Source organism: Pacificibacter sp. AS14 (genome assembly GCF_038899935.1).
GTDB lineage: Bacteria > Pseudomonadota > Alphaproteobacteria > Rhodobacterales > Rhodobacteraceae > Celeribacter.
This window is the reverse complement of sequence record NZ_JBBMQI010000010.1, coordinates 21,359-44,202: the sequence shown is the minus strand read 5'-3', so window position 1 is coordinate 44,202 and position 22,844 is coordinate 21,359. Positions and strand designations below refer to the sequence as shown.

Sequence of the window (22,844 nt, the reverse complement as noted above, 5' to 3'; positions counted from 1 at the left end):
CCCGTCTCTGACATCTCTAATTTTATAAAAAGGCGCTCTTGGTAGCGCCTTTTTTGATGACAACTTGATCTCAGGGTCAGCTGTGCTCTTCAGCAGCCGTATCGGCCAAGGCCTTGCTAAACACCCGCAATGCATCGACCTGGAACAGTGCGCCATGAAGTTCAGGGCCGCTTTCTTCATGTAGCGTCACAACAGGGATGAACACCAAGTTATGCGCCTCAAAAATCGGCATAGCAGTCTCAAGTGTGGCATTCGGCGAGATGTAAATCCCTTTTGAAATCAAATCCTTGCAATCGTCTTCTTTGGCGGCACGTGTCGCATCTGGGGGGCGATAGCATTGGTGCACCCGTACAGTGGCCAGCAAATAGGCTTGCGGACCAGCAGCCAAATGTACACCACGACGTTCTAACAAAGTCAGAAAGAAAGATCGGTCCACAAGCTTCGATGCAATGGCTGTCGACAATGACACTGCGACCATCACAGCCAAACCTGTTTGCCAGTCCCCAGTGAGTTCAAACACAATCAATGTCGTCGAAATCGGTGCGCCCAATACCGCCGCAGCGACCGCCCCCATACCCGCCAAAGCATAAAGCGTCACGGTGCCAGACACCTCGGGAAATACAGCCGTGGCGATCAAGCCGAAGGCCAGACCGGACATTGCGCCAACCATCAATGCAGGCGAAAAAACCCCACCGCCCATGCGCCCCGCCATGGTGATGGCAACAGCCGCAACTTTTATCACAGTGAACACGATAGCTTGCCAAATCAGCAATTGCCCCGTCAAAGCCGCCGAGGTGGTCTCATATCCGACCCCAATCACATGGGGAAACACGATTGCCAAAAGCCCCAGCATCAGCCCAGCCAACGCAGGGCGGAATACAGGTGGAAGATGGATTTTTTCTACGACCCAAGTGCCAAAATCATCGGCCATAAAGATTGAGCGCATCATCAACACTGCGATCAACCCACAAACGCAGCCCAACAACATAAAGGCTGGCAGCTCGACGTAAAAAGACAGCGCACCTTCAGCAGCCAAAGTGAACTCGGTTACATCGCCGAACTCCAACCGATTTATCACGGTTCCTGCGACAGCTGCGATGGCAATCGGTGCGAAAGCATGGACAGCAAAATGTCGCAAGATCACTTCAAGCGCAAAAAGCGCCCCGGCAATTGGCGCATTGAAAGACGCCGAGACAGCGCCGGCAACAGCGCACCCCATAAGGTCGCGTCCCGTGATACCGCTGGCATGAATTCGATTTGATACCCAACTCGATAACACAGCGGCCAAATGCACCACCGGCCCTTCACGCCCAGCCGATCCGCCAGTTGACAAGGTGATCAATGATGCCGCCGCCGATGCCAACCCAGCCCGTTTTTCAACCCGTCCTTCATTCAGTGCAGCCCCTTCAATCACATCTGCAACAGAGCGCACGCGACCGTCAGGTGTGAACCAATTGAGAATGACACCTACAATTAACCCGCCCATTACAGGCAAGGACAGCACCAAAAACCAAGGCAATTCACTCGCCGCGCTGTGCAGAAGATGTAAATCTTCCACACCATAGAAAAATGATTGTAAGCTATTAATCCATTTTCGAAAAAACAACGCTGCAAAACCTGAAGCAACGCCGATCAACAACGCGATGAACCAAAACTGTACCTGTGATGGTCCGCGCAAACGCATCAGCTGCAACGCCGATTTGAAACCACTGCAAATATCGTGCCACGCTTTATGCGGGTAGGATGAATTTTCTTCGGCCATGGGTGTCGCCGGTCCTATTTGCTGCCCGCATTGTCGTTTGCGCTTTTCACCTCGGCACTGCACCCTTAAGATATCACTGCCACACCAGCAAACGAGTACCCCATGATAACAGACACTCAATTTGCCGAACTTTCCCTAGTCCTAAAGGGTCGTGTGACTCGTTCCAAGTCCGATCTTGATCTTCATGGTCGATCTGAGACGTGGTTTGCAAATGCGCCCCCTGATGCCGTCGCCTATCCACACACCACCGCAGAGGTGAGTGCGGTGATAAAGATATGTCATGCGCAAGCGATACCCGTCATTGGTTGGGGTACTGGCACCTCGCTCGAGGGGCAAACCTTGGCGATTAACGGCGGGTTATGTGTCGATTTTTCTCAGATGAACGCGATCTTGCGTGTGCATGATACGGATATGGACGTCACAGTTCAGCCTGGCGTGACACGCGAACAGCTAAACACTGATCTGCGTGCCACTGGGTTGATGTTTCCTGTGGACCCCGGTGCCAATGCATCGCTTGGGGGGATGGCGATGACGCGGGCCTCAGGCACCACGGCCGTGCGCTATGGCACCATGCGTGACAATGTCATTGGGTTGCAGGTGGTCTTGGCGGATGGAACTATAATTCACACCGGATCGCGGGCGCGTAAATCGTCCAGCGGTTATGATCTGACAGCGCTTTTTGTCGGCTCTGAGGGCACACTTGGTCTTGTGACTGAATTGACCCTGCGCTTGCATGGACAACCTGAGACGATCAATGCGGCGGTTTGCGCCTTTGATGACATTGACAGTGCTGTGAACGCGGTGATGGCGACGATCCAAATGGGCATCCCAATGGCGCGTATCGAATTTTTAGACAGCAAAAGCGTTGAGGCCGTGAACGCTTACGCCGATACGACCTATCCTTTGGTGCCCCATCTGTTTGTTGAATTTCATGGCTCAGAGGCGGGCGTGGCCGATCAAGTGGCGATGTTTGGCGAGATTGTTCAGGATTTCGGGGCCTCTGGGTTTGATTGGGCTGAAAAGCTTGAGGATCGCAACGCGCTCTGGACGCTACGCCACAATGCGTTTTATGCCTGTTTGGCATTGAAAAAGGGATGCATTTCTGTGGTCACGGACATCTGCGTGCCCATTTCAAAACTGGCCGAAGCGGTCAATGAGACGGCTGACGACATCGCGAAATCCTTTATCGACGGACCGATTTTAGGTCACGTGGGGGACGGCAATTTTCATTCGGTTTTGCTGGTTGAGCCTGACAACGCGATAGAACTGGCCGAGGCCAAACGCTTGGCGCACCGGATGGCACTGCGCGCGCTGAAACTCGGCGGGACTGTGACTGGCGAACATGGTATCGGGCTTGGCAAAAAAGATTTCATGACGCGCGAGCATGGCGCCGAGGCTTGGGCCACAATGAGCGCTTTGAAAGCTGCACTCGATCCGAAAAACATCATGAATCCCGGAAAACTTGTGCCTTAAACTTTAGCCGCAGGCCTCAGCCCATCGACCTTAGCCACCGTTTTTAACCGTTCAGCAAAGCCTGCGCCGCTGCGCGTGCAGGGTCGGTAACGGTATCGCCGGACAGCATTCGCGCGATTTCATCGATGCGATCTTGGTTTTTAAGCGGCACCACTTCGGACAATGTCATGCCGTTTTCCACGCGCTTTGCCACACGCCAATGATGCGCGCCCAAGGCGGCCACTTGCGGCGAATGGGTCACCACAAGCACTTGACCGTCAGAGGCCAAAGCTTTCAAACGACGCCCAACAGCATCTGCCGTAGCCCCGCCGACGCCGCGGTCGATTTCATCAAAAATCATCGTCACGTCAGACTGATCTCGTGTCAAACACACTTTGAGCGCCAAAAGGAACCGCGACAGCTCGCCGCCTGATGCAATTTTATTAAGCGGGCCAGCTGGTGCGCCGGGGTTGGTCGCGACGGTAAAGGAGACGGCATCTTGGCCGTCTGGACCTGCATCGCCAGCATCAACCAGCGTTACAAAAACCGCGCGTTCCATTTTTAACGGCGCGAGTTCAGCGCCCATCAGCGCATCCAATTCCTTGGCGGCAGAAACGCGCGCTTTGGTCAAAGCACTTGCGGCCTGTGTGTAGCGCGCATCTGCATCTGACAGCTCTTGTTCAAGACGGATCAAATCATCTGCACCGCCATCAAGCGCCATGAGTTTGCTGCGCAAGGTGTCCGCGAAAGGCCCCAAATCATCGGCCAGAACGTTGTGCTTGCGCGCAAGGCCACGAATGGCGAACAGGCGTTCTTCGATGCTTTCAAGCTCGTGCGGATTGAACCGCAGAGCGTCCATACATTCCTCAACACCAGATTGCGCTTCGGCCAATTCGTTAATGGTGCGGTTGAGCCCCTCAATCGGGGCATCCAAACGGCCATCGGCCTTGTCGGCAGCGCCCTCTAACCAGCGCAGCGCATCGATCAAAGCGCCTTCTGCGGCATCATAAGACATCGCTTGATGCGCCTTGGAAATATCGACAGCAATTTTTTCCGCCGACTGCATTAAACGGCGCTCGGCATCAAGTTTTGCTTCTTCGCCCGCTTCTGGATTGATCTTATCAAGCTCACCCACAGCGTGGCGCAAAAACTCTTCTTCTGCTTTCAAAGCAGCCTGCTGGTCTTTCGCCACCTTCAAAGATTTACGGATCACCGCCAGCGTTTTCCACGCTTTGCGGGTTTTTTCAAGCTTGGCATCCAGTGATCCGAAAGTATCGAGCAACACACGGTGACCACGTGGGTTGAGCAATCCACGATCATCGTGCTGACCGTGCAGTTCCACCAAGAGTTCTGACAAGCGCCGCAGCACATCGCCAGACACACGTCGATCATTGACCCACGCTGTTTTGCGACCATCCACAGTGTTGATGCGCCGTAAAATCAGCTCACCGTCGCTGGTGTCGATGCCCGCATCATCCAAGAGCGCTTGGGCAACTGGTCCTGGCGGCACATCAAATTCGGCGATCACTTCGCCCTGTTTGGCACCCGCACGCACAAGTTCAGCACGTCCGCGCCACCCCAAAACGAATCCAAGACTGTCGAGTAAAATAGATTTACCTGCGCCGGTCTCGCCTGTGAGCACGTTGAGACCAGGCTGAAACGCCAGTTCCAGCCGGTCAATAATCAACATGTCACGGATATCAAGACTTCTTAGCATGGTAACGTCAAGCCACCTATCAGAGCCATTCGCCGCGCACCATTTGGCGGTAAACGGCACTCAACCAATTGTTGCCCAAAGATTTCGTCTCAAGCCCCTGCCCTGTCAGCAAAGCATAGCTGTCTGAGTACCATTGGGTCGATTTGTAGTTGTGACCCAAAATAGCGCCCGCAGTTTGCGCCTCTTCAGTCAGGCCCAAAGCAAGGTAGGATTCGACCAAACGGTGTAAGGCCTCAGCTGTGTGCTGTGTGGTTTGGAATTGCTCAACAACCACGCGGAAACGATTGGTCGCCGCCGTGTAATGTTTGCGTTTCAGATAGTAACGCCCGATTTCCATCTCTTTGGCCGCCAAATGGTCAAAGGCCAAATCAAACTTCAAAATCGACGACCGCGCATATTCGCTTTCAGGGAACTGTTCAATCACAACGCGCAAGGCTTGCAGTGCTTGGAATGTCAGGCCTTGATCGCGGCCCACATCATCGATCTGGTCATAATAGGACAGGGCCAATAGGTAATGCGCATAGGCTGCATCGGCATCTGTGGGGTAGAAATCAATGAAACGCTGGGCTGCTAGACGCGCTTGGGCATAGTCACGATCACGGTGATAAGAAAAGGCTTCCATAATCAACGCGCGTTTGGCCCAAGATGAATAGGGGTAAAGGCGTTCAATTTCGCCAAAGTGGTGCGCTGCCGCATCGAAATCATTCGTACTGATTTCATATTCGGCGCGCTTGTAGATTTCTTCGGCTGAATAGCCTTCAAGATCACGCGTAGGGGCGTTGTCTCCACAGGCTGTTAAGACGGCCAAAGAAAAAACTGCTGCCACTTTGAGGCCGCTATACAGTTCTGCACGCATGAACGTTCCACCTTCGTCAAATATCGTGCCCGCGGACGCGAGCGATGGACCAACTCCTAACACAGAATTTTTCGGTGCAAAACGCCTTTGCTGCGGAAAATTAAGAAGTGAAGACTTGGTGGCGAAAACCAGCGGATCAAGCGCAGTAAGCGAGATCCAGAGCCGTAACGCCTGCACCCGGCAAAGTTAGCGCCGTCGCCTCGTCAACAGTGACGAATGCCCATGCGCCAGGGGTTGCAAACACCTTGCGTAAAAGCGCATTTGTCATCGCATGACCAGAGCGCACACCAACATAACGCCCAAGAATCGGTGCGCCAGCAAGCGCCAAATCCCCCAATGCGTCCAGCATTTTATGGCGCACAGGTTCGTCAACGTGACGCAAGCCTTCTGCACCACTTTCAACTTCTGAACCATCAAACACCACAGCGTTTTCACCGGGAATTCCACCAAGTGCCAGACCGTTGGATTGCATCCAATCCACCTCAGCTTTGCGGCAAAATGTGCGGCAGTTGGACAATTCGCGAATGAACGCACCGTTGGCCATCACAAGATTTTTGCTTTGAATGCCAATAGCGGCATCTTCAAAGTCGATATGAAAATCAATTTCCAAGGTCTCGGCAGCTTCCAAGCGCGCGATCGCATCACCTTGAACAACCTCAACAGTCTTGAGAATTTTCAAGGCACGGGTTGGACCCTCTTGACGGGAAAGACCCGCCGACAAAATGGCTGTTACGAAAGGTGCGGAGGAACCGTCTTCAATTGGCACTTCGGGACCGTTTACATGCACAACGGCATTAATCACGCCGCAACCGGCAAGAGCTGCCATGATGTGCTCGATTGTAGAGATCTCAACCCCATCGTCGTTGCGGATCAGCGTACACAATTTAGATGGAACAACAGAATCCCAGCGCGCAGAAATGGATGCTTCGCGGAAGTCATTGCAGTCGGCTGCGATATCGGAACGTACAAAGCTAATGCCAGAGTTTGCGCGGGCGGGCTCAATTGTCATATGTACTGGCGCACCGGAGTGCAGGCCCACACCATCAAAGGTAATTGTCTTGGCGACTGTCTTTTGCACACTGTGCCTCAATCGTTGTTTTGTATGCTGTAGCGGTTCGTCAGTTCAACGCTCCACTGTCCCAGCAAACTCGTTGAGATTTGAGTAAGCATGTTTATGCGATCACTCAACTCAATCTTTGTAACGAACTGAAACATACCCTCATCGTCACGGGCAACAAACCGCGCACACCCTCGCTGCATCGCAGCAAGTGCATGATAAAAAAAGAAAAGGCCGGAAAAAACCGGCCTTTTCTAATTTAAAAAAACGAATATTGTGATCACTCTATATAGGGAAATCCCAGCTTAGAGCGTGAAATATCAGTTTGCCTGCCGACGCAGAAACGCTGGGATCTCAATCTTTTCTTGCTCAGGATTTGGATCCTGATCTTCGTCATAGGACTGATGTACCTGTGGCTGGCGGCTCGGTTGTGCTGCATAGCGTGCCGCTGGCGCGGCTTGACGCGGTTGCTCAGCCGGCGCTTCTTCAGCACCGTTACCTGTCATGCGGCCGATCAAAGAGTTAATACCAAAGCGACCCTGCTTGGGTTGCTCTGGCGCACCAAAGCTACGCGCTTGTGGACCAGGGTGCTGCACCTGAGGCTGCTGCGGTTGACGGTGGATTGGCGCTTCTGGGCGCTTAGACACAGCAGCTTGCAAACGTGACATCGCTTCGGGAGAAGGCGCACCCGCAGACGGTGCACGCGGCGCAACATAAGCGTCAGCTTCAGGTTCGTGCATGGAGGACTGATAAGTTGGTTCTGGGCGCGGCTGGTAAGCTGGCGCAGGCATTTCATCAGCTGTATCGAACAGCTCTTCAGCCTGTTCTTCTGCCGCTGCGGCATGCGCATCAAAAACATCAAAAGACGGTTGCACTGGTGCTTGTTGCTGTACCGGCGCTTCCATTTGTTGCGCGACAGGCTCAGCTTCAACAGCTGCAGCAGGCGCGAGAGGTTCCGCCATACGGCGACGTGGTGTTGGCATATCGGCTTTAGACGTCGCTGCATCAATTCCCGTTGCAACAACAGACACACGCATCTTGCCACCCAAGGACGGATCCATAGTGGAGCCCACGATGATGTTGGCCTCTGGATCGACTTCTTCGCGAATGCGGTTGGCTGCTTCGTCGAGTTCGAACAAAGTCAAATCGTCGCCGCCAGTGATGTTGATCAAAACGCCTTTGGCGCCCATCAAGGACATCTCGTCGAGCAATGGGTTTGCGATGGCTTTCTCTGCCGCTTGGATCGCGCGATCTTCGCCCTCTGCTTCGCCTGTGCCCATCATAGCTTTGCCCATCTCGTCCATCACAGCGCGGACGTCTGCAAAGTCGAGATTGATCAAACCAGGGCGGACCATCAAGTCAGTCACGCCTTTCACGCCTTGGTACAACACGTCATCAGCCATAGAGAAGGCGTCGGTGAAGGTTGTTTTCTCATTGGCAAGACGGAACAAGTTTTGGTTCGGGATGATGATCAGCGTGTCGACCATTTTTTGCAAAGCTTCGACGCCTTCATCAGCTTGGCGCATCCGCTTGATGCCCTCAAACTGGAACGGCTTGGTCACAACACCAACGGTCAAAACGCCGAGTTCACGTGCCGCTTGCGCGATAATCGGGGCAGCACCAGTCCCTGTGCCCCCGCCCATGCCTGCAGTGATGAAACACATGTGTGCGCCAGCAAGATGATCCACGATGGCTTCGATGCTCTCTTCAGCGGCAGCGGCTCCAACTGTGGGACGCGCCCCCGCTCCGAGACCTTCGGTCACTTTGATGCCGATTTGAATTTTTGATGGAGCGTTGGAGTGTTGCAGAGCTTGCGCATCTGTGTTCGCAACGACGAATTCAACGCCTTCAAGCTCTTTTTCGATCATGTTGTTGACCGCGTTACCACCAGCGCCACCGACGCCAAATACTGTGATACGAGGTTTCAACTCTTCCCGCTCGGGCATCGTGAGGTTCAAAGCCATGATCTACCGCCTGTTTTATCTGATTACGGAGCAGCATGCTGTCCCGCACACTTGCCCTTTTTCTGTCTCTGCCCAACATAACGCCGGACAAATCTTACCTATTCACCATCTATCATATGTGTTTTCGCCAGCGGCGTCACCCAAAAAACACAGTTGAGACACAAAATGTGGTAGAATATTCAACAAAGCTAGGCGGTATTTTGCGCACGCCCCCTACATTTGGGGTCAAAGTCGTCAATATTCCATAGTCGCAAGAAACTCTTGCGGCAAAAACGGGGCAAAACCCCGCAAATGTTAACACTTTTGTCAAAACACTGCTCGGTGCCAGACGCGAAGCGAATGATCTGGATCCTTAAGATTCTCTGATCTACACCTGCAGGTGCGCTTCTTATGAGCATATTAATATGAAAAGCGGCGCGAGCAAACCAATTTCACACGCGACAGCATCACAAATCTGTAACTGTCAGCGTTACCAGTTTTCTTTGAACCACCGCATTGCGCGTTTCAAAGAGCGCGCAGGATAACGCTCGGCTGGGATTTCAAAGTCCCACCATTCGTCCTGCGGGTTCGCCGCAAAGAGACACAGTCCGACCGCCGAAGCGAAAGCCGCACCAGTCGCGGCTTGCGGCAAACCTTGGACGCGCAAAGGCCGACCGATACGCACTTGTTGACCCAAAATTTTCGGCGCCAATCCATCAAGACCAGGAATTTGGCTTGCGCCCCCTGTCAAAACGATCTGCTGACTTGGAAGATGTTCAAACCCAGCCGCATCCAAGCAATCGCGCACGCCTTCAAGAACTTCCTCAACACGCGGACGGATGATGCCAATGAGTTCGGCGCGCGACACGGTGCGACGATCACGTTCCCAATCGCCACTGTCGCCACCAATCTCGATCATTTCGCGATCATCCATACCGGTCGCAACAACACCACCATAGAATGTCTTGATCCGCTCGGCCGTCGCATTGGGAATTTGCAGACCCATCGCGATGTCGGATGTCACCTGATCACCGCCCATACGCACGGAATCGGCATAAATCATGTGTTTCTTCATAAAGATAGACACATCAGAAGAGCCGCCGCCAAGATCGACACAGGCAGCTCCCAGCTCTTGTTCGTCCTCGACCAAAGCCGACACGCCCGCCATATATGCAGAAGACGCAATGCCTGCCACTTCGAGGTCACAGCGTTTGATACAATACAAAAGATTCTGTATCGTTGCCGTGTCGACTGTCAACATATGCATATCAACGGCCAAAGTGGATCCGATTTGACCGCGTGGATCAGCCATACCTGAACGGTGATCCAGCGCAAAGTTCACCGGTTGCGCGTGAATGACTTCGCGGTGCGCGCCGTACTCAGGCACATCGCTTGAGGCCAAAACCCGAGCCACATCTTGCTCTGACACAGATTCACCGTCGAGATCGACCTGACCTGCCAAGCCATAAGAGCGCGGCGCACCGCCAGAGAAACAAGCAATCACGTGATCGACACGGGTCTGCGCCATTTTCTGCGCGGCTTGCACGGCAGTCCGAATGGCCCGTTCTGTTTCACCCATCGCGTCAATTTCGCCAAACTTCACGCCGCGCGACCGCGTGGTGGCTGCGCCGATAACCCGAAAGCCGGATTGCCCCGCGAGCGACCCAACACCGTCGGCACCCGTGAATTTGTCGCCATCAAAGCGCAAGACAAGACACGCGATTTTCGATGTGCCCACATCTAAAATTGCAATCACACCGCGTTGGATCGCAGCTTTACGCATATTGCGCATGGCGCGTTGAGCAGAGTAAAGATCAGTCATGGTAAAAACACTCCGGTTATAGCCCTTGAAGACGGCGGAATTCATCACGTGCGACGTCGGAAATCCGCAATGTGTGCCGGTCTGGGTTACGCATATCTACGGCGCGCACATCGCGCGCCAAAAGGTCTTGAGCTTGATCCAAGGCGATCACTTGGGCAAGCGCCGCAAAAGGATTGATCTCGGGCAGCATGATGATTTGGTCGTTATCCAGAACCAGATCCCAACGACGCTCGCCAACCCGCACGATGCCGCGCAAACGGTCCATTAAGGGCTCGGCAGCTTTAAGAAGCCCCAACGCTTGTGCCACATGTCGATCAGCCCCCTCGCCCGCAACAAGCGGTAAATCAGGCCGATCAAGTCGCGACACCAAAGCAGAAACGCGATGACCTTCGCCATCCAGCAGTTCCAGCCCTTGCGGACCGCGCCAAACAACGGAAGGCACGCGCTCGGTGACATCCACTTGCAAAATACCGCCTGCGCGCACGCGCAAACCGACACTCGCGACAGCATCCAGGCCTTCAATTTGCTCAAGCATCTCGTTCAGATCAAGATCGAAAGAGGAAATCGGAAAATCAACAGGAGCCACTTCGCGAATGTCTATGGACAGATCGGAGGACGCACCATCGATGGCCATCATCTTGACCATAAACTCAGGTCGGTTGTGCAGCTCAGCTTTCATCACATCATATTGCTCGATGATGACTTGGCGATTGCCTTCATCGGCGGCCCAAAATCCGACCACAGCCATAAAAGCAGCCAGAGGTGCCAGCTTGCGCATCGCAAAGCGGAACGACGGGGTCAGCCACAGTCGGTTCATTCTATAGGCAGCGCGTGAGGGGGCCGGATCACGGGGGCGCTGTGCTGCGCCATCGTTTTGGCCAGTTCGCGCACGAATAACCCGCGCCACGGCTTCGGACACACGTGCGGATCCTCCAGCAGAAGCAGGCTTGGCAAAGGTCAATGGATCTACTGGGCGCATCGCACAGCCTCCGACATCAATAACTGACAAGGAATAAGTGCAGGACCAAAGGTTGACGGTGAGACGCATGCTGAGATTTGGCCAGACGTGCCGACACAAATCCGCTGACGCATCTGTACGCCTGTGTCGTGATCGACATCTTTATTCACTTTGCCCCTAAGCGCGGCAGCGCCAATACGCCACGACGACAACGACGCCTCGCGTTCAAACGAAGCAACGTCAATCGATACCGCCACTTTTCGGGGTGTCCTGCTCGACATACCCACAAGTGCCTCATAATCCGGAACCTTTTTGGTCCCTGTGTTTTTTTGAACCTTTTGCGGTTCAATTTATATTTATCTTTTAAGGGCTTTGCCCAAATCAGCCTCTGTTTGAAAGAGGTCTTGCGAATCGTTTAACCAGTGGGACACCCGCTGACAACAGGCTTGCCTAAAAATTCTCCGATGCGCTTAATTTCCCACCTTAGCGTAAGGCCTGAGTTTTGGAACACTTTTTTTCGCACCTCTTCGCCAAGGCTTTCCAAATCATGCGCTGTGGCATCGCCTGTGTTAATCATAAAGTTGGAATGCATCGGGCTCATTTGTGCGCCACCGATGGAAAAACCGCGCAGGCCAGCGTCATCAATAACCTTCCAAGCCTTCAAATCATGCACATCATCCGCCTGTCCCGTGGATGAATATCCTGCAGGATTGCGAAAAGTCGATCCGGCAGAGCGGTCTTTGGTGGGCTGCGTCTCGTCGCGTTTTTTGAGCTGGGCGTCCATGCGGGCCTCAAGCTCGGCCGCATCACCGATGTTTGCTTTAAATGTCGCCTCGATCAAAACCCAGCCCTCGGGCAAGGTTGAACCACGGTATTCGAAATTCAAATCATCGGCAGACAGCGTGACGATTTCGCCAGAACGCGTGACCGCTTTCGCAAAGACAAAATGATCTGCCACATAAGATCCATAACAGCCCGCGTTCATGCGCACGGCACCACCGATGGCCCCCGGAATGGTCCGCAAAAACGTCAGATCAAGACCCTGAGCGGCGGCCTTGCGCGCCACATGCGCATCCAGCGCGGCCACGCCAGCCGTGACCAGATTGCCGTCAAAGGAAATGCCGTTAAAGCCGCGCCCCATGCGGATCACCACGGCGCGAATGCCACCATCGCGCACGATCAAGTTCGACCCGACGCCCATGGGAAAGACGCTGGTGTCGCGATCAAGATCTTTGAGAAACGCCTGCAGATCATCGACATCAGCGGGCTGAAACAAAGCATCTGCGGGTCCTCCCACACGTAGCCATGTTAGATCCGCCAAAGGGCGATTTTCGGTCAAAGTGCCGCGCACATCAGGGAAACTCATAAAAATCGCCTTATCGTTGAGGCCCGATCTGATCAGACCTGTGCCAGTATCAAGCCAGTATCAAGATCGGGTCAGCTTGGCTTTGATCCAACGCCCAAGATAGCGCAATGGCCAACGCAAGACAGACGCACCTGCAGCCAAAACCACCAATCCAACCCACGGGCCGTTTTCATAGGTGACAAAGCCCAAAATGGGAACCCCAACAGCGATCAAAGCATAGGCGGCGCGCCAATGGGATGTGCGCGAGGGCAACATACCGATGACATTCGCCACGATAGCCCAAAGGCAGGCAAGAATAAGGGATAGCGTCATAAGTACCTCTGTTCAGGTCCGAGTGATCAAACGCTTCAGGCCGTGTGCGAGGGCCATCAACGGTTTACGAAACATAGACACGGCAGCAAAAATACAAACAACGACAGGCAGGGCACCATAGTCGCGCCCCAACCAGATCAAAAGCACAGGCAGGACGAGCAAAAGCCCCACCCCTGGCAGAATTTGGTATTTAATTGGTAACGGCGCAAGCCCCAATGTGGCAAGCGCCCAAATGCACATCACGGTAATTGAATTCAAGAAAATGCCCCTAATACAAAAGCGAGCAGAGCGCCTAGTGACAAAATAAAACCAGACCATGGAACCCAAAGGGCGACATGAAATGGCGCAACCGGTGTCGAGCGTTTGATTCGGATCAATGCCCCGTTGACCAAAGTGAAGACCACCAACAACACCACAGAAGTGACGCTGGCCAAGCCCGCCAACGGCAAACTTACCGCCGCCGCAAGGACACCGCAGGCAATAAACAAAGTGGCCACGACAGGCGTGCCAAAACGCGCATGACTTTGATGAAACACCGACAAAACGCCACCGCGTTTGCCCAGACCATACAAGACCCGCGACGCCATAACCAACTGCGCTAAAACACCATTCAGCGCGGCGACGACGGCAATCGCCGATAGAATCGCTACGGGGCCTTTATTGCCCGCTTCAAAAACCAAAGCCAAAGGTTGGTTTGATACGGACAAAACCTCAAGCGGCACCGCACGCACGGCAACGGTGGCAACCGCAGTGTAAATGATCGTGGTCACAATAAGCGAGGCAATGATCGCAAAGGGCAGCGTCCGCGACGGATTGCGCACCTCTTCTGCCATATTCACGATGTCTTCAAACCCGATAAACGCGAAAAAGGCCAAGGTCGCAGCAATCCCTATGCCTGAGACATAAATCTCACCCGGCGCAAGCCAATCTGGCGAAACGGGCGCAGATAGCCCCGACCAAATCACCAGTCCCAGCCCCGTCAGTTCAACCAATGTGAAAACCGCCGCCAAAGCAAGACTTTCCAACACGCCGACCAGTGCCACAACTGTCAACAAAAGACCCAAGCCTATGATGGCATACTCTAGCTTAAGATCAACAAATCCAACAAGATACCCTGCTCCACCGCGCAGAACAGCCGCAGCTGACAACATGCCCGCGACGGTCACACCCAAGCCAACAACCACCCCAAGCCAGCGCGCGGAAAAACCTGCCTCAACATAAGCCGCCTCTCCTGCCGCTTCTGGGATGCGGGTTGAAAGTTCGCAATATGACAACGCTGACGGGGCCGCGATCAACCCAGCCAGCAAAAAAGCGATCGGCGCATAGAGCCCTGCTTGGGCTGCAACCGCGCCAACAAGCACATAAATACCAGCACCGACCATCACGCCGACGCCGTAAGCCGTCAAAAGACCGGGGCCGATACGACGTTTCAAAGCGGCGCTCATGAAATATCTCCTATGGGTGAACGATTTCGGCCTACGCCTTGGCAAGCCGCTCCGCAAGTCCATACGCCCAAGTCGAAATGGTGCCAGCGCCAAGACAGACAACCATATCGCCTTCGCGGGCTTGTTCGCGCACCAGACGTTCCAAATCTTCCTCAGACGTCACAGCACGTGCATGACGGTGCCCGTGGCGAATAAGCCCTGCGACCAAATCATCACGGCCAGCCCCTTCAATCGGGTCTTCGCCAGCCGAAAAAATATCGGCGATGCCGACCACATCGGCCTCATTGAAACAGGTGCAGAAATCTTCAAACAATGAATGCAATCGGCTGAACCGATGCGGCTGATGCACAGCAATCACGCGGCCTTCGGTGGCTTGGCGTGCGGCTTTAAGCACAGCTGCGATTTCCACGGGGTGATGGCCGTAGTCATCAATAATGGTCACGCCTTTGACTTCGCCCACAAGGGTAAAGCGACGGTTCACGCCACCGAAATTGGCCAGACCTTCGCGGATTTCCGCGGCCTTCATGCCCAAATGCCGCGCGACAGCCACAGCCGCCAAAGCGTTAGATACGTTGTGATCGCCTGGCATCGGCAGGCTACAGCCTTCGATCACGATGTCGTCTTGTTGTAGCGCGATATCGAAATGCGCCACGCCTTTTTTATAGCTCAGGTTGATCGCACGCACATCGGCTTGGGCGTTAAAGCCAAAAGTCACGACACGGCGATCGGTGATTTTACCCACCAGCGTTTGCACCTCGGGGTGGTCGGTGCAACATACGGCCAGACCGTAGAACGGAATATTAGACACGAAATCCAAAAAGCCTTGGCGCAGGGTATCGAAATCGCCCCAGTGTTCCATGTGCTCAGGATCGATATTGGTCACAATCGCGATGGTCGCGGGCAAACGGTTGAACGTGCCATCGCTTTCATCCGCCTCGACAACCATCCAATCACTGGCCCCAACGCGCGCGTTGGACCCGTAGGCGTGTATGATACCGCCATTGATCACGGTCGGGTCAATCCCGCCTTGATCCAAAAGCGCGGCCACCATGGTCGTCGTAGTGGTTTTGCCGTGGGTGCCTGCGACAGCGATGTTCGATTTCAACCGCATCAATTCGGCCAGCATTTCGGCGCGGCGCACAACAGGCAGGCCCGTCAAGCGCGCAGTGTCCAATTCAGGATTGCCCGGTTTGATCGCGGATGAGATGACAACAACAGCCGCACCCTCAAGATTTTCGGCCTTTTGCCCGACAAAGACTTTCGCACCCAATTCTTCCAAACGTTTTGTGATTTTCGAGCCCTTCAAATCAGACCCTTGCACCGTATACCCGTGATCCAACAGAACTTCTGCGATGCCAGACATGCCGATGCCGCCGATGCCAACAAAGTGGATGGGGCCCATTTCGGTGGGCAGCTTGGTTGCGGATGCGTTCATATCGTATCTCTCTTCTGTCTCGGTGCGGCCCTGGTGGGTGTGGCCTACAAAATTACTGGGCAAGCCGCGTTACAAGCTCTGCCAATTCATATGCGGCCTCAGGCTTGCCAACGGACAAAGCCGCGTGGCTCATGGTGGCGGCACCCTCTGGATTGTCGAACACCAAGGCGATTTGCTCAGCCAAGCTAGCGGCAGTCAATTGGCTTTCAGGGATCATAATCGCAGCCCCAGCGCCCACCAAGCCACGCGCATTGGCGGTTTGGTGATCGCCCGTTGCAGCGGCAAATGGGATCAAAATAGACGGACGCCCGATGACGGAAATGTCTGCCACAGTCGAGGCACCAGAGCGCGCGATCACCAGCTGCGCTTCGGCCATACGATTGGGCACGTCGTCAAAAAACGTCCTGATGTCCGCCGACATGCCGTGCTGCAAATAGTGTTGCTCGACCCGCTCCACATCTTCAGAGCGCGCTTGCTGGCTGACCCGCAAGTGTTTGCGAATATGTTCAGGTAGGCTTGTGATCGCCTCAGGCACCACATCAGAGGTGATGCGCGCCCCCTGAGAACCACCTAAAACCAAGATTTCCATCGGGTAATCACCTGGCGGAATATAGGACGCGCCAGCACGCTCCAAAACAGCGCCCCGCACAGGGTTGCCCACATGCACGCCCTGTGATCCTTCAGGCAAATCAGTTGGCCAAACGCCGCAAGCGACCTGCGCCACTTTGGGAGCGAACACAGTGTTCACACGCCCCAAAACACCGTTTTGCTCGTGGATCATCCGAGGTAATTTCATCAAAGTCGCCGCCGCGACCGAAGGGATAGCCGGATAGCCACCAAAGCCGATCACCACATTAGGACGGTCTTTACGAAACTTGATCATAGCGCCCAGAACGCCGCCCGCGATTTTGAACGGCACGCCGAGCTTGGCAAAAATCCCGCCGCGCGCAAACGTGCCAGAGGTCAAAACCTCGATCTCGACAGCTTCGGGAAAACCACCCGCATAGCGCGCGCCACGCGGATCTGTGGTCAGTTTGACGCGCCAGCCTTGGGCCAGCAAAACTTCGGCCAAAGATTGCGCTGGGAACATATGACCGCCCGTGCCGCCAGCGGCGATCACGACAAGTGGAGAATAGCCAGACATAAGAGTCCCTTTCAAAGCATCACCTTAGCGCCCGCGACGGATCAACAAATCGCCGATCTCACCTTGAGGGCGCGTGCGGGTAAACGCCAAAAGCGCGCCAAGGGCAATACCAGATGCAATCACGGACGAGCCACCATATGACACGAAAGGCAATGTCATGCCTTTGGCCGGCAAAAGCCGCACCGCAACGCCCATATTGATAAAGGCTTGAATCCCAAAAGCGCAGGCCAAGCCTGTGCCCGCAAGACGGATAAACGGATCGCGTTCGCGCATCAAACGCCACAAAGACCGCACAGTTATTGTGGCATAAAGTGCGATGATCGTGATGACCAAAATCGTCCCATATTCCTCGGCGGCCACTGCGATAATAAAATCGGTATGTGCATCCGGCAATGACCACTTCACAGTGCCCTCGCCGACACCAACACCGAAAAAGCCGCCCTCGCGGATCGCGTTTGTTGCATAGCCAATCTGTGTCGTAGGATCGATATCAGGATTTAAGAACCCATCGATACGTCGCGCAAAGTGCTCTGAACTGTTATAGGCAAGTGAACCGCCAAGCACGACCAAGCCGGCCAAACAAATCAACAGTAAAATCGGCGCGCCGCCAACGAAATACATAACACCCCAGCTGAACAGCACCAAAGAGGCCTGACCAAAATCAGGTTGCAACGCAAGCATCACGACAATCACAGACGTCAGCATGAAGGAATACAAACGTCCCGGGGGGCCGCCGACCTCTAAAGCAGCGGCAATCAACCAAGCCGATGTCACGACAAAAGCTGGTTTCAAAAACTCGGACGGCTGCACCGAGGCAAACCCGAACGAATACCAACGCATAGCCCCTTTGCCAAAATCTGTGCCGAAAAACGGTAAGAACGCCAAGGCAATAAAAGCGCCTATAAAGCCGATAACAGCTAGCCGGCGCACCCTATGCGGGTCCATCATGGTCACGCCAATCATGGTGCTCAACGCAATAAAACCAAAGAAAACCTGGCGTTGAACGAAATAGAAATAGGGAAGGTTGTTTTTTTCAGCCAAAGGCGGCGATGCTGCCAAACCCAACAAAATGCCGATGCCAAACAACATAAAAACGCAAGACAGCGTCCATTTGTCAATCGTACGCCACCAACGCGGAAGAACCGGTTCTGCTTCCCGTGCGGGAATCGAACCATACACCATTTCTGTCATGGGATGCCTATGCCTCTACTGCCTTTGCCCGCTTTTGCGGATCTATAGGGTCAATGTAGCGGGCTTTGGGCTGTTTTGCTACAATAGATTGCGTGTTGCCCATTTTGCGGGCGATGTTCAGCCGATATCACCAAGCAACGGTCATCGTCAGCTCTTTGCGTTCATTTGATCCGTGTCATTGTCCACCATGCGCGGCATAACGATATTAGACGCAACGCAATGCACCTAGCGAGACCATTATTATGAAAATCGGCATCATCGGCGCAGGAATGGTCGGCTCGGCCGCAGGCTACGCCATCGCTCTTAAAGGCACAGCCAGCGACATCATCTTCGTCGACCAAAACACCGATCTCGCCCGCGCACAGGCCCAAGACATCGCCCATGCCGTGCCGTTTTCATCGGCCGCGCGCGTCTCCGCTGGCGATTACGCCGCCCTTTACGGTGCTGATGTGATCATCTTGGCCGCGGGTGTCGGGCAAAAATCGGGCGAAAGCCGTCTTGATCTATTGTCTCGCAACGCGGATGTGTTTCGGTCTATCCTGTCAGACCTCGACCCTCTTGCGCCGCAAACCATTTTGCTGATCGCGTCCAATCCTGTCGACATCATGACCCAAATCGCAGCTCAGCTCAGCGGCTTGCCCGCCTCACGCGTGATCGGGTCAGGCACCATTTTGGACAGCGCGCGGTTTCGTCACTTGCTTGGCCTGCACCTTGGGATCGCGGCGCGTTCTGTGCACTCTTATGTGCTGGGCGAACATGGCGACAGCGAAGTTCTGGCGTGGAGCTCTGCGCGCGTCGGCGCCCTGCCCCTTGCTGATTTCGCCGCCCAGCGTGGCGTGCCTTTGACGGCTGACATCAAGAATGAGATTGACGACGGGGTGCGCGGAGCGGCTGAGACCATCATCAAAGGCAAAGGGGCCACATGGTACGGCATCGGTGCGGGGCTGGAACGTATTGTGCGCGCGATTGCCACCGACGAGCAGGCGGTGCTGTCTGTGTCTTGTGTCACGCCGCAGATCGAAGGGGTGGATGACGTCGCCTTGTCGATCCCGCGCATCATCGGCGCGCGCGGTGCAGATACTGAAGTCTTCCCCGAATTAAATGACGCCGAACACAGCGCACTTGCGGCTTCCGCGCGCCGATTGAAAGACACTTATGCGGCGCTAAAGCTGTAAGCCTTTACAGCAGCGCATCAACCTGCGTGATGAAATCATCGCCACGTTTCTCGAAATTAGGATATTGATCAAAGGACGCCGCCGCAGGTGCCAACAAAACCGTGTCCCCTGCTTGGGCGTCTGCTGCGGCGCGGGCCACGGCGACCTCCATAGTTTCGCACAATTCATATGGCGTGTCGCCCAATTGCAGCGCGAAATCCTTGGCAGAAAACCCAATCAAGTAAGCCTTTGCCACAGCGCCCAGATGATCGGTCAGATCGGCGATACCACCGTCTTTGCCCATGCCGCCCGCGATCCAGCGGATCGATTTGAACGCTTGCAAGGCTTTAGCGGCGGCATCGACATTGGTGGCTTTGGAATCATTCACAAAACGAACGCCATCTTTTTCGCCAACAAGTTGAGAGCGATGCGGCAGGCCTTTGAAACTGTTCAAAGCCTCTGCGATCAATTTCGGCGAGGTGCCAATCGCACGACAAGCAGCATAAGCGGCACAGGCGTTTTGATGGTTGTGCGCGCCGGGCAGGCCTGCGATTTCGCGCAGATCAACCGAGCCAGCTTGGCGCCCTTTGCGCCACTCACTCAAGAACCCTTTGTGCGCGTAGATGTTCCAGCCAGCGCCTTTCAGCTTTTGCCCAGAAGATATACGGATCAAACGCCCGTCGGCAAATGTATCGACCAGTTGATTGGCCATATATTGTCCCTCGACCTCGTCCACGCCAATGATGGCGCGGTCTGGTCCGCCTTCGGCAAACAAGCGTCGCTTGGCCGCGAAATAGCCGCCCATGCCAGCGTGACGATCCAAATGATCGGGGGACAGGTTGGTAAACACAGCGATATCCGGCGTCATCGCGCGGGCCAAATCTGTTTGATACGACGACAGCTCAAGCACGATCACTTCGCCATCTTCCGGCTCGTCCAGATCCAGCACGCCACGGCCGATATTGCCTGCAAGCTGCGAGGGTGTGCCCGTGGCGGTGAGAATATGATGGATCAGCGCCGAAGTGGTGGATTTTCCGTTTGATCCCGTGACAGCGATGATGCGCGGCGGGGTGTCGTGGTCCATCCAGTCGCCCGACCCAAAAGAGCGAAAGAACAAGCCGATGTCATTGTCCACAGGCACGCCAGCCATCCATGCGGCTTGGATGATCTTGTTGGGCTCTGGGTAGAGATGCGGAATACCGGGCGACACGATCAAGGCGGCTATGCCGTCGAATGCCTCGTGTTTTGACAGATCGCGCAGGGTGTAGCCTTCACTTGCGGCCGCTTCGCGCGCTTCAACAGAGTCATCCCAGCACATCGGCTCAGCCCCGCCCGCGACCAGAGCGCGTGCCGTGGCCATGCCCGACCGCCCAAGCCCCAAAACCGCAACATTCTGTCCGTCATATCCCGATACAGGTATCATATTCGCCCCTAACATTTCTTGGCCGCAGTATCGGCTGATTTGCGCGGGATGGAAAGGGGATTAGGGTTTGGAATTGGCGAGGAGAGTATCGAGGTTTTTGCGACTTTGGAGTGTATTTGGATGCTCTGCGCCCAAAGCAGCCTCAAAGATATCAATGGCGTGGCGAAAGTGAGTTTTCGCCTCGGCATTTTTTCCCTGCTCCATTAGCATTCCAGCAAGATTGTTTAAACGGGTCGCATAAACAGGATGCTTCACCCCCAAAGCCTCAGCGTCACTCTCAAGCGCCTGACGACAAAGGCTCTCAGCCTCCTCATATCGCCCCTGTACGCCAAGCACCAATGCAAGGTTGTTCAGGTGGGTTATATAAGTAGAATGATCAGTACCTATAGTCTTGGTATCAATCTCTAACGCTTGCCGATAAAGACGTTCTGCTTCCATATACTGTCCCTGATCCTTAAGCACCAATGCAAGATTATTTAGATGGATCGCATAAGTAGGGTGCACAGTGCCGATGGTCGTGACATCTACTTCCAGTGCACGACGGTAAAGGTGTTCAGCCTCCAAATTTCGCCCCTGTGCCCTAATCACCCCTGCGAGTTGATTCAGATAATTCGCTTGATTGTGTAGCGAGGTTCCACTTGCTTTTGTTACAATCTCAAGAGCCTGTCGATAGAGGCGCTCCGCCTCCTCATACTGCCTTTGTGCTTCAAATACTCGTGCAAGCTTGGTAAGTTGGACCGCATAATCGGGATGTTTTTCGCCAACCTTAGCCAACGTGAAATCTGCCGCCACCTTTGCTTGTGTCAGCGCGTTATCGGGGAACCACCTAAGCACGACATCATCGGCTTTGATCTCTTTTTCACTAAAAATCTCGTCTAGAATATTATCGAGTGAGGCGCTCATTCCGGCACTGCCAATACATCAGCTAAAATAACTTCTTGGTACTTTTTATCCAGATCGACCAACTCCAATGATCTTTCTGCAAGCTTTTGTGCGATCACAATTTTGGCTTGTTTCTTACGCCGCTGCAGGTTCGCACCAGACAACTTTTCAAGCAAGCTCTTGTCGAGTTCAATATCTGAAACCTCAATATCCTCTGCATCGCATTTCAAGAACACGCGTATTGCCATGTCAGAAAGCCGCAGTGCCGTCTTAGGTGTAATCTTAATAAGGGCGTCATCGCCGTCGTGACACATCCCTTGTAAAGTGTTCGCGTCAATCGGCTCGATTTTCCATGTCTCTTGCGTACCCACTTTATGATGGGTCATTCGCATGGCACGTGTAACCCGCTCAAATTCTTTGTGTTCACCGCTCATATTTGAAGTCTGCTGCGTCCCAGAATTTTCTTCTTGGGTCGCTTTAGCATTCAACTTCGTCAAACCTATCTCCCCGCCTCCAGAGGTTTTTGAACCATTTGTTTCGCCAAATGCTTCACTTTCCCGATTGGTCCGCGACACTTCTATATTGCGTGTAGGATATTCTCTAACTTTGGTTTTATTGGGGACTTTTAAATTATCATCGACAAACACAACAAGAGTGGCGCGTTTAAGGGCGACTTTGAAGCTAATATTGTTGTCTTTTCCGCCTTGAAAGCGTCCTTCAGAAAATGACAACGCAACATGGAATGGAGAATCTACGTTTACAACGAGCGGAGAGTGCCAAGCTTCTAAGCTGACGACCTCTTCTAAAATTCTTGCGGTGTTCGTCATAATACCCTCAAATAAAATACGCCCCAACTCTAGAAGCGGGGCGTAATGAAGACAACGTATTTTAGGATTTGCTAGAATATGGCTGGCGGGCCTCCCGC

General features: G+C 54.0%; 19 protein-coding genes. 2 read left to right on the top strand and 17 right to left on the bottom strand.

Annotation, left to right across the window (positions count from 1 at the left end):
* Positions 1-76: 76 nt before the first annotated feature.
* Positions 77-1,684 carry a chloride channel protein gene (locus WNY38_RS11010; RefSeq protein WP_342857471.1) on the bottom strand — a complete coding sequence of 536 codons (1,608 nt, stop codon included), beginning with the start codon at positions 1,682-1,684 and terminating at the stop codon, positions 77-79.
* Positions 1,685-1,864: 180 nt separating this feature from the next.
* Between WNY38_RS11010 and WNY38_RS11005 the strand changes: the two genes are divergently transcribed.
* Positions 1,865-3,235: an FAD-linked oxidase C-terminal domain-containing protein gene (locus WNY38_RS11005; RefSeq protein ID WP_342857388.1), complete on the top strand. Its 1,371-nt coding sequence runs from the start codon at positions 1,865-1,867 to the stop codon at positions 3,233-3,235.
* Between the two features lie 43 nt (positions 3,236-3,278).
* On the opposite strand, the gene recN is transcribed toward WNY38_RS11005, so the two are convergent.
* From recN to WNY38_RS10940, 13 genes are all read right to left on the bottom strand, one after another.
* Positions 3,279-4,931 carry a DNA repair protein RecN gene (gene recN / locus WNY38_RS11000; RefSeq protein ID WP_342857387.1) on the bottom strand — a complete coding sequence of 551 codons (1,653 nt, stop codon included), beginning with the start codon at positions 4,929-4,931 and terminating at the stop codon, positions 3,279-3,281.
* A 19-nt stretch (positions 4,932-4,950) separates the two neighbouring features.
* On the bottom strand, positions 4,951-5,787 hold the full coding sequence (locus tag WNY38_RS10995; protein WP_342857386.1) for an outer membrane protein assembly factor BamD: 837 nt from the start codon (positions 5,785-5,787) through the stop codon (positions 4,951-4,953).
* 136 nt (positions 5,788-5,923) lie between these two features.
* Entirely contained in the window at positions 5,924-6,865 is a 942-nt protein-coding gene (lpxC, locus tag WNY38_RS10990) for a UDP-3-O-acyl-N-acetylglucosamine deacetylase (RefSeq protein WP_342857385.1), read from the bottom strand.
* Positions 6,866-7,164: 299 nt separating this feature from the next.
* On the bottom strand, positions 7,165-8,808 hold the full coding sequence (gene ftsZ, locus WNY38_RS10985; protein WP_342857384.1) for a cell division protein FtsZ: 1,644 nt from the start codon (positions 8,806-8,808) through the stop codon (positions 7,165-7,167).
* A 469-nt stretch (positions 8,809-9,277) separates the two neighbouring features.
* The gene (gene ftsA / locus WNY38_RS10980) at positions 9,278-10,609 is read right to left on the bottom strand and encodes a cell division protein FtsA (RefSeq protein ID WP_342857383.1); all 1,332 of its coding nucleotides are present in this window, start codon (positions 10,607-10,609) and stop codon (positions 9,278-9,280) included.
* 16 nt (positions 10,610-10,625) lie between these two features.
* Positions 10,626-11,588, bottom strand: a complete 963-nt coding sequence (locus WNY38_RS10975; protein WP_342857382.1) for a cell division protein FtsQ/DivIB — start codon at positions 11,586-11,588, stop codon at positions 10,626-10,628.
* 394 nt (positions 11,589-11,982) lie between these two features.
* The gene (gene murB / locus WNY38_RS10970; RefSeq protein WP_342857381.1) at positions 11,983-12,933 is read right to left on the bottom strand and encodes a UDP-N-acetylmuramate dehydrogenase; all 951 of its coding nucleotides are present in this window, start codon (positions 12,931-12,933) and stop codon (positions 11,983-11,985) included.
* Between the two features lie 60 nt (positions 12,934-12,993).
* Positions 12,994-13,245 carry a DUF2484 family protein gene (locus tag WNY38_RS10965; protein ID WP_342857380.1) on the bottom strand — a complete coding sequence of 84 codons (252 nt, stop codon included), beginning with the start codon at positions 13,243-13,245 and terminating at the stop codon, positions 12,994-12,996.
* 12 nt (positions 13,246-13,257) lie between these two features.
* Positions 13,258-13,503: a DUF2484 family protein gene (locus tag WNY38_RS10960; protein ID WP_342857379.1), complete on the bottom strand. Its 246-nt coding sequence runs from the start codon at positions 13,501-13,503 to the stop codon at positions 13,258-13,260.
* The gene (locus WNY38_RS10955) at positions 13,500-14,690 is read right to left on the bottom strand and encodes an amino acid permease (RefSeq protein ID WP_342857378.1); all 1,191 of its coding nucleotides are present in this window, start codon (positions 14,688-14,690) and stop codon (positions 13,500-13,502) included. The genes WNY38_RS10960 and WNY38_RS10955 overlap by 4 nt, the downstream gene beginning before the upstream one ends.
* 31 nt (positions 14,691-14,721) lie before the next feature.
* Positions 14,722-16,125 carry a UDP-N-acetylmuramate--L-alanine ligase gene (gene murC, locus WNY38_RS10950; RefSeq protein WP_342857377.1) on the bottom strand — a complete coding sequence of 468 codons (1,404 nt, stop codon included), beginning with the start codon at positions 16,123-16,125 and terminating at the stop codon, positions 14,722-14,724.
* A gap of 52 nt (positions 16,126-16,177) precedes the next feature.
* Positions 16,178-17,269 carry an undecaprenyldiphospho-muramoylpentapeptide beta-N-acetylglucosaminyltransferase gene (murG, locus tag WNY38_RS10945; RefSeq protein ID WP_342857376.1) on the bottom strand — a complete coding sequence of 364 codons (1,092 nt, stop codon included), beginning with the start codon at positions 17,267-17,269 and terminating at the stop codon, positions 16,178-16,180.
* Positions 17,270-17,293: 24 nt separating this feature from the next.
* The gene (locus tag WNY38_RS10940; protein ID WP_342857375.1) at positions 17,294-18,460 is read right to left on the bottom strand and encodes a putative peptidoglycan glycosyltransferase FtsW; all 1,167 of its coding nucleotides are present in this window, start codon (positions 18,458-18,460) and stop codon (positions 17,294-17,296) included.
* Positions 18,461-18,702: 242 nt separating this feature from the next.
* Here WNY38_RS10940 and WNY38_RS10935 point away from each other — a divergent pair, with 242 nt between their 5' ends.
* Entirely contained in the window at positions 18,703-19,635 is a 933-nt protein-coding gene (locus WNY38_RS10935) for an L-lactate dehydrogenase (protein WP_342857374.1), read from the top strand.
* Positions 19,636-19,639: 4 nt separating this feature from the next.
* Here WNY38_RS10935 and murD read toward each other — a convergent pair whose 3' ends face one another.
* The 3 genes from murD to WNY38_RS10920 are packed head-to-tail and all read right to left on the bottom strand — an operon-like array spanning position 19,640 to position 22,746.
* Positions 19,640-21,037 carry a UDP-N-acetylmuramoyl-L-alanine--D-glutamate ligase gene (gene murD, locus WNY38_RS10930; protein WP_342857373.1) on the bottom strand — a complete coding sequence of 466 codons (1,398 nt, stop codon included), beginning with the start codon at positions 21,035-21,037 and terminating at the stop codon, positions 19,640-19,642.
* A gap of 60 nt (positions 21,038-21,097) precedes the next feature.
* A complete protein-coding gene (locus WNY38_RS10925; RefSeq protein ID WP_342857372.1) occupies positions 21,098-21,940 on the bottom strand; it encodes a tetratricopeptide repeat protein in 843 nt (280 codons plus the stop codon).
* A complete protein-coding gene (locus WNY38_RS10920) occupies positions 21,937-22,746 on the bottom strand; it encodes a hypothetical protein (RefSeq protein ID WP_342857371.1) in 810 nt (269 codons plus the stop codon). Before WNY38_RS10920 ends, WNY38_RS10925 begins: the two co-directional genes overlap by 4 nt.
* Between the last annotated feature and the right edge of the window lie 98 nt (positions 22,747-22,844).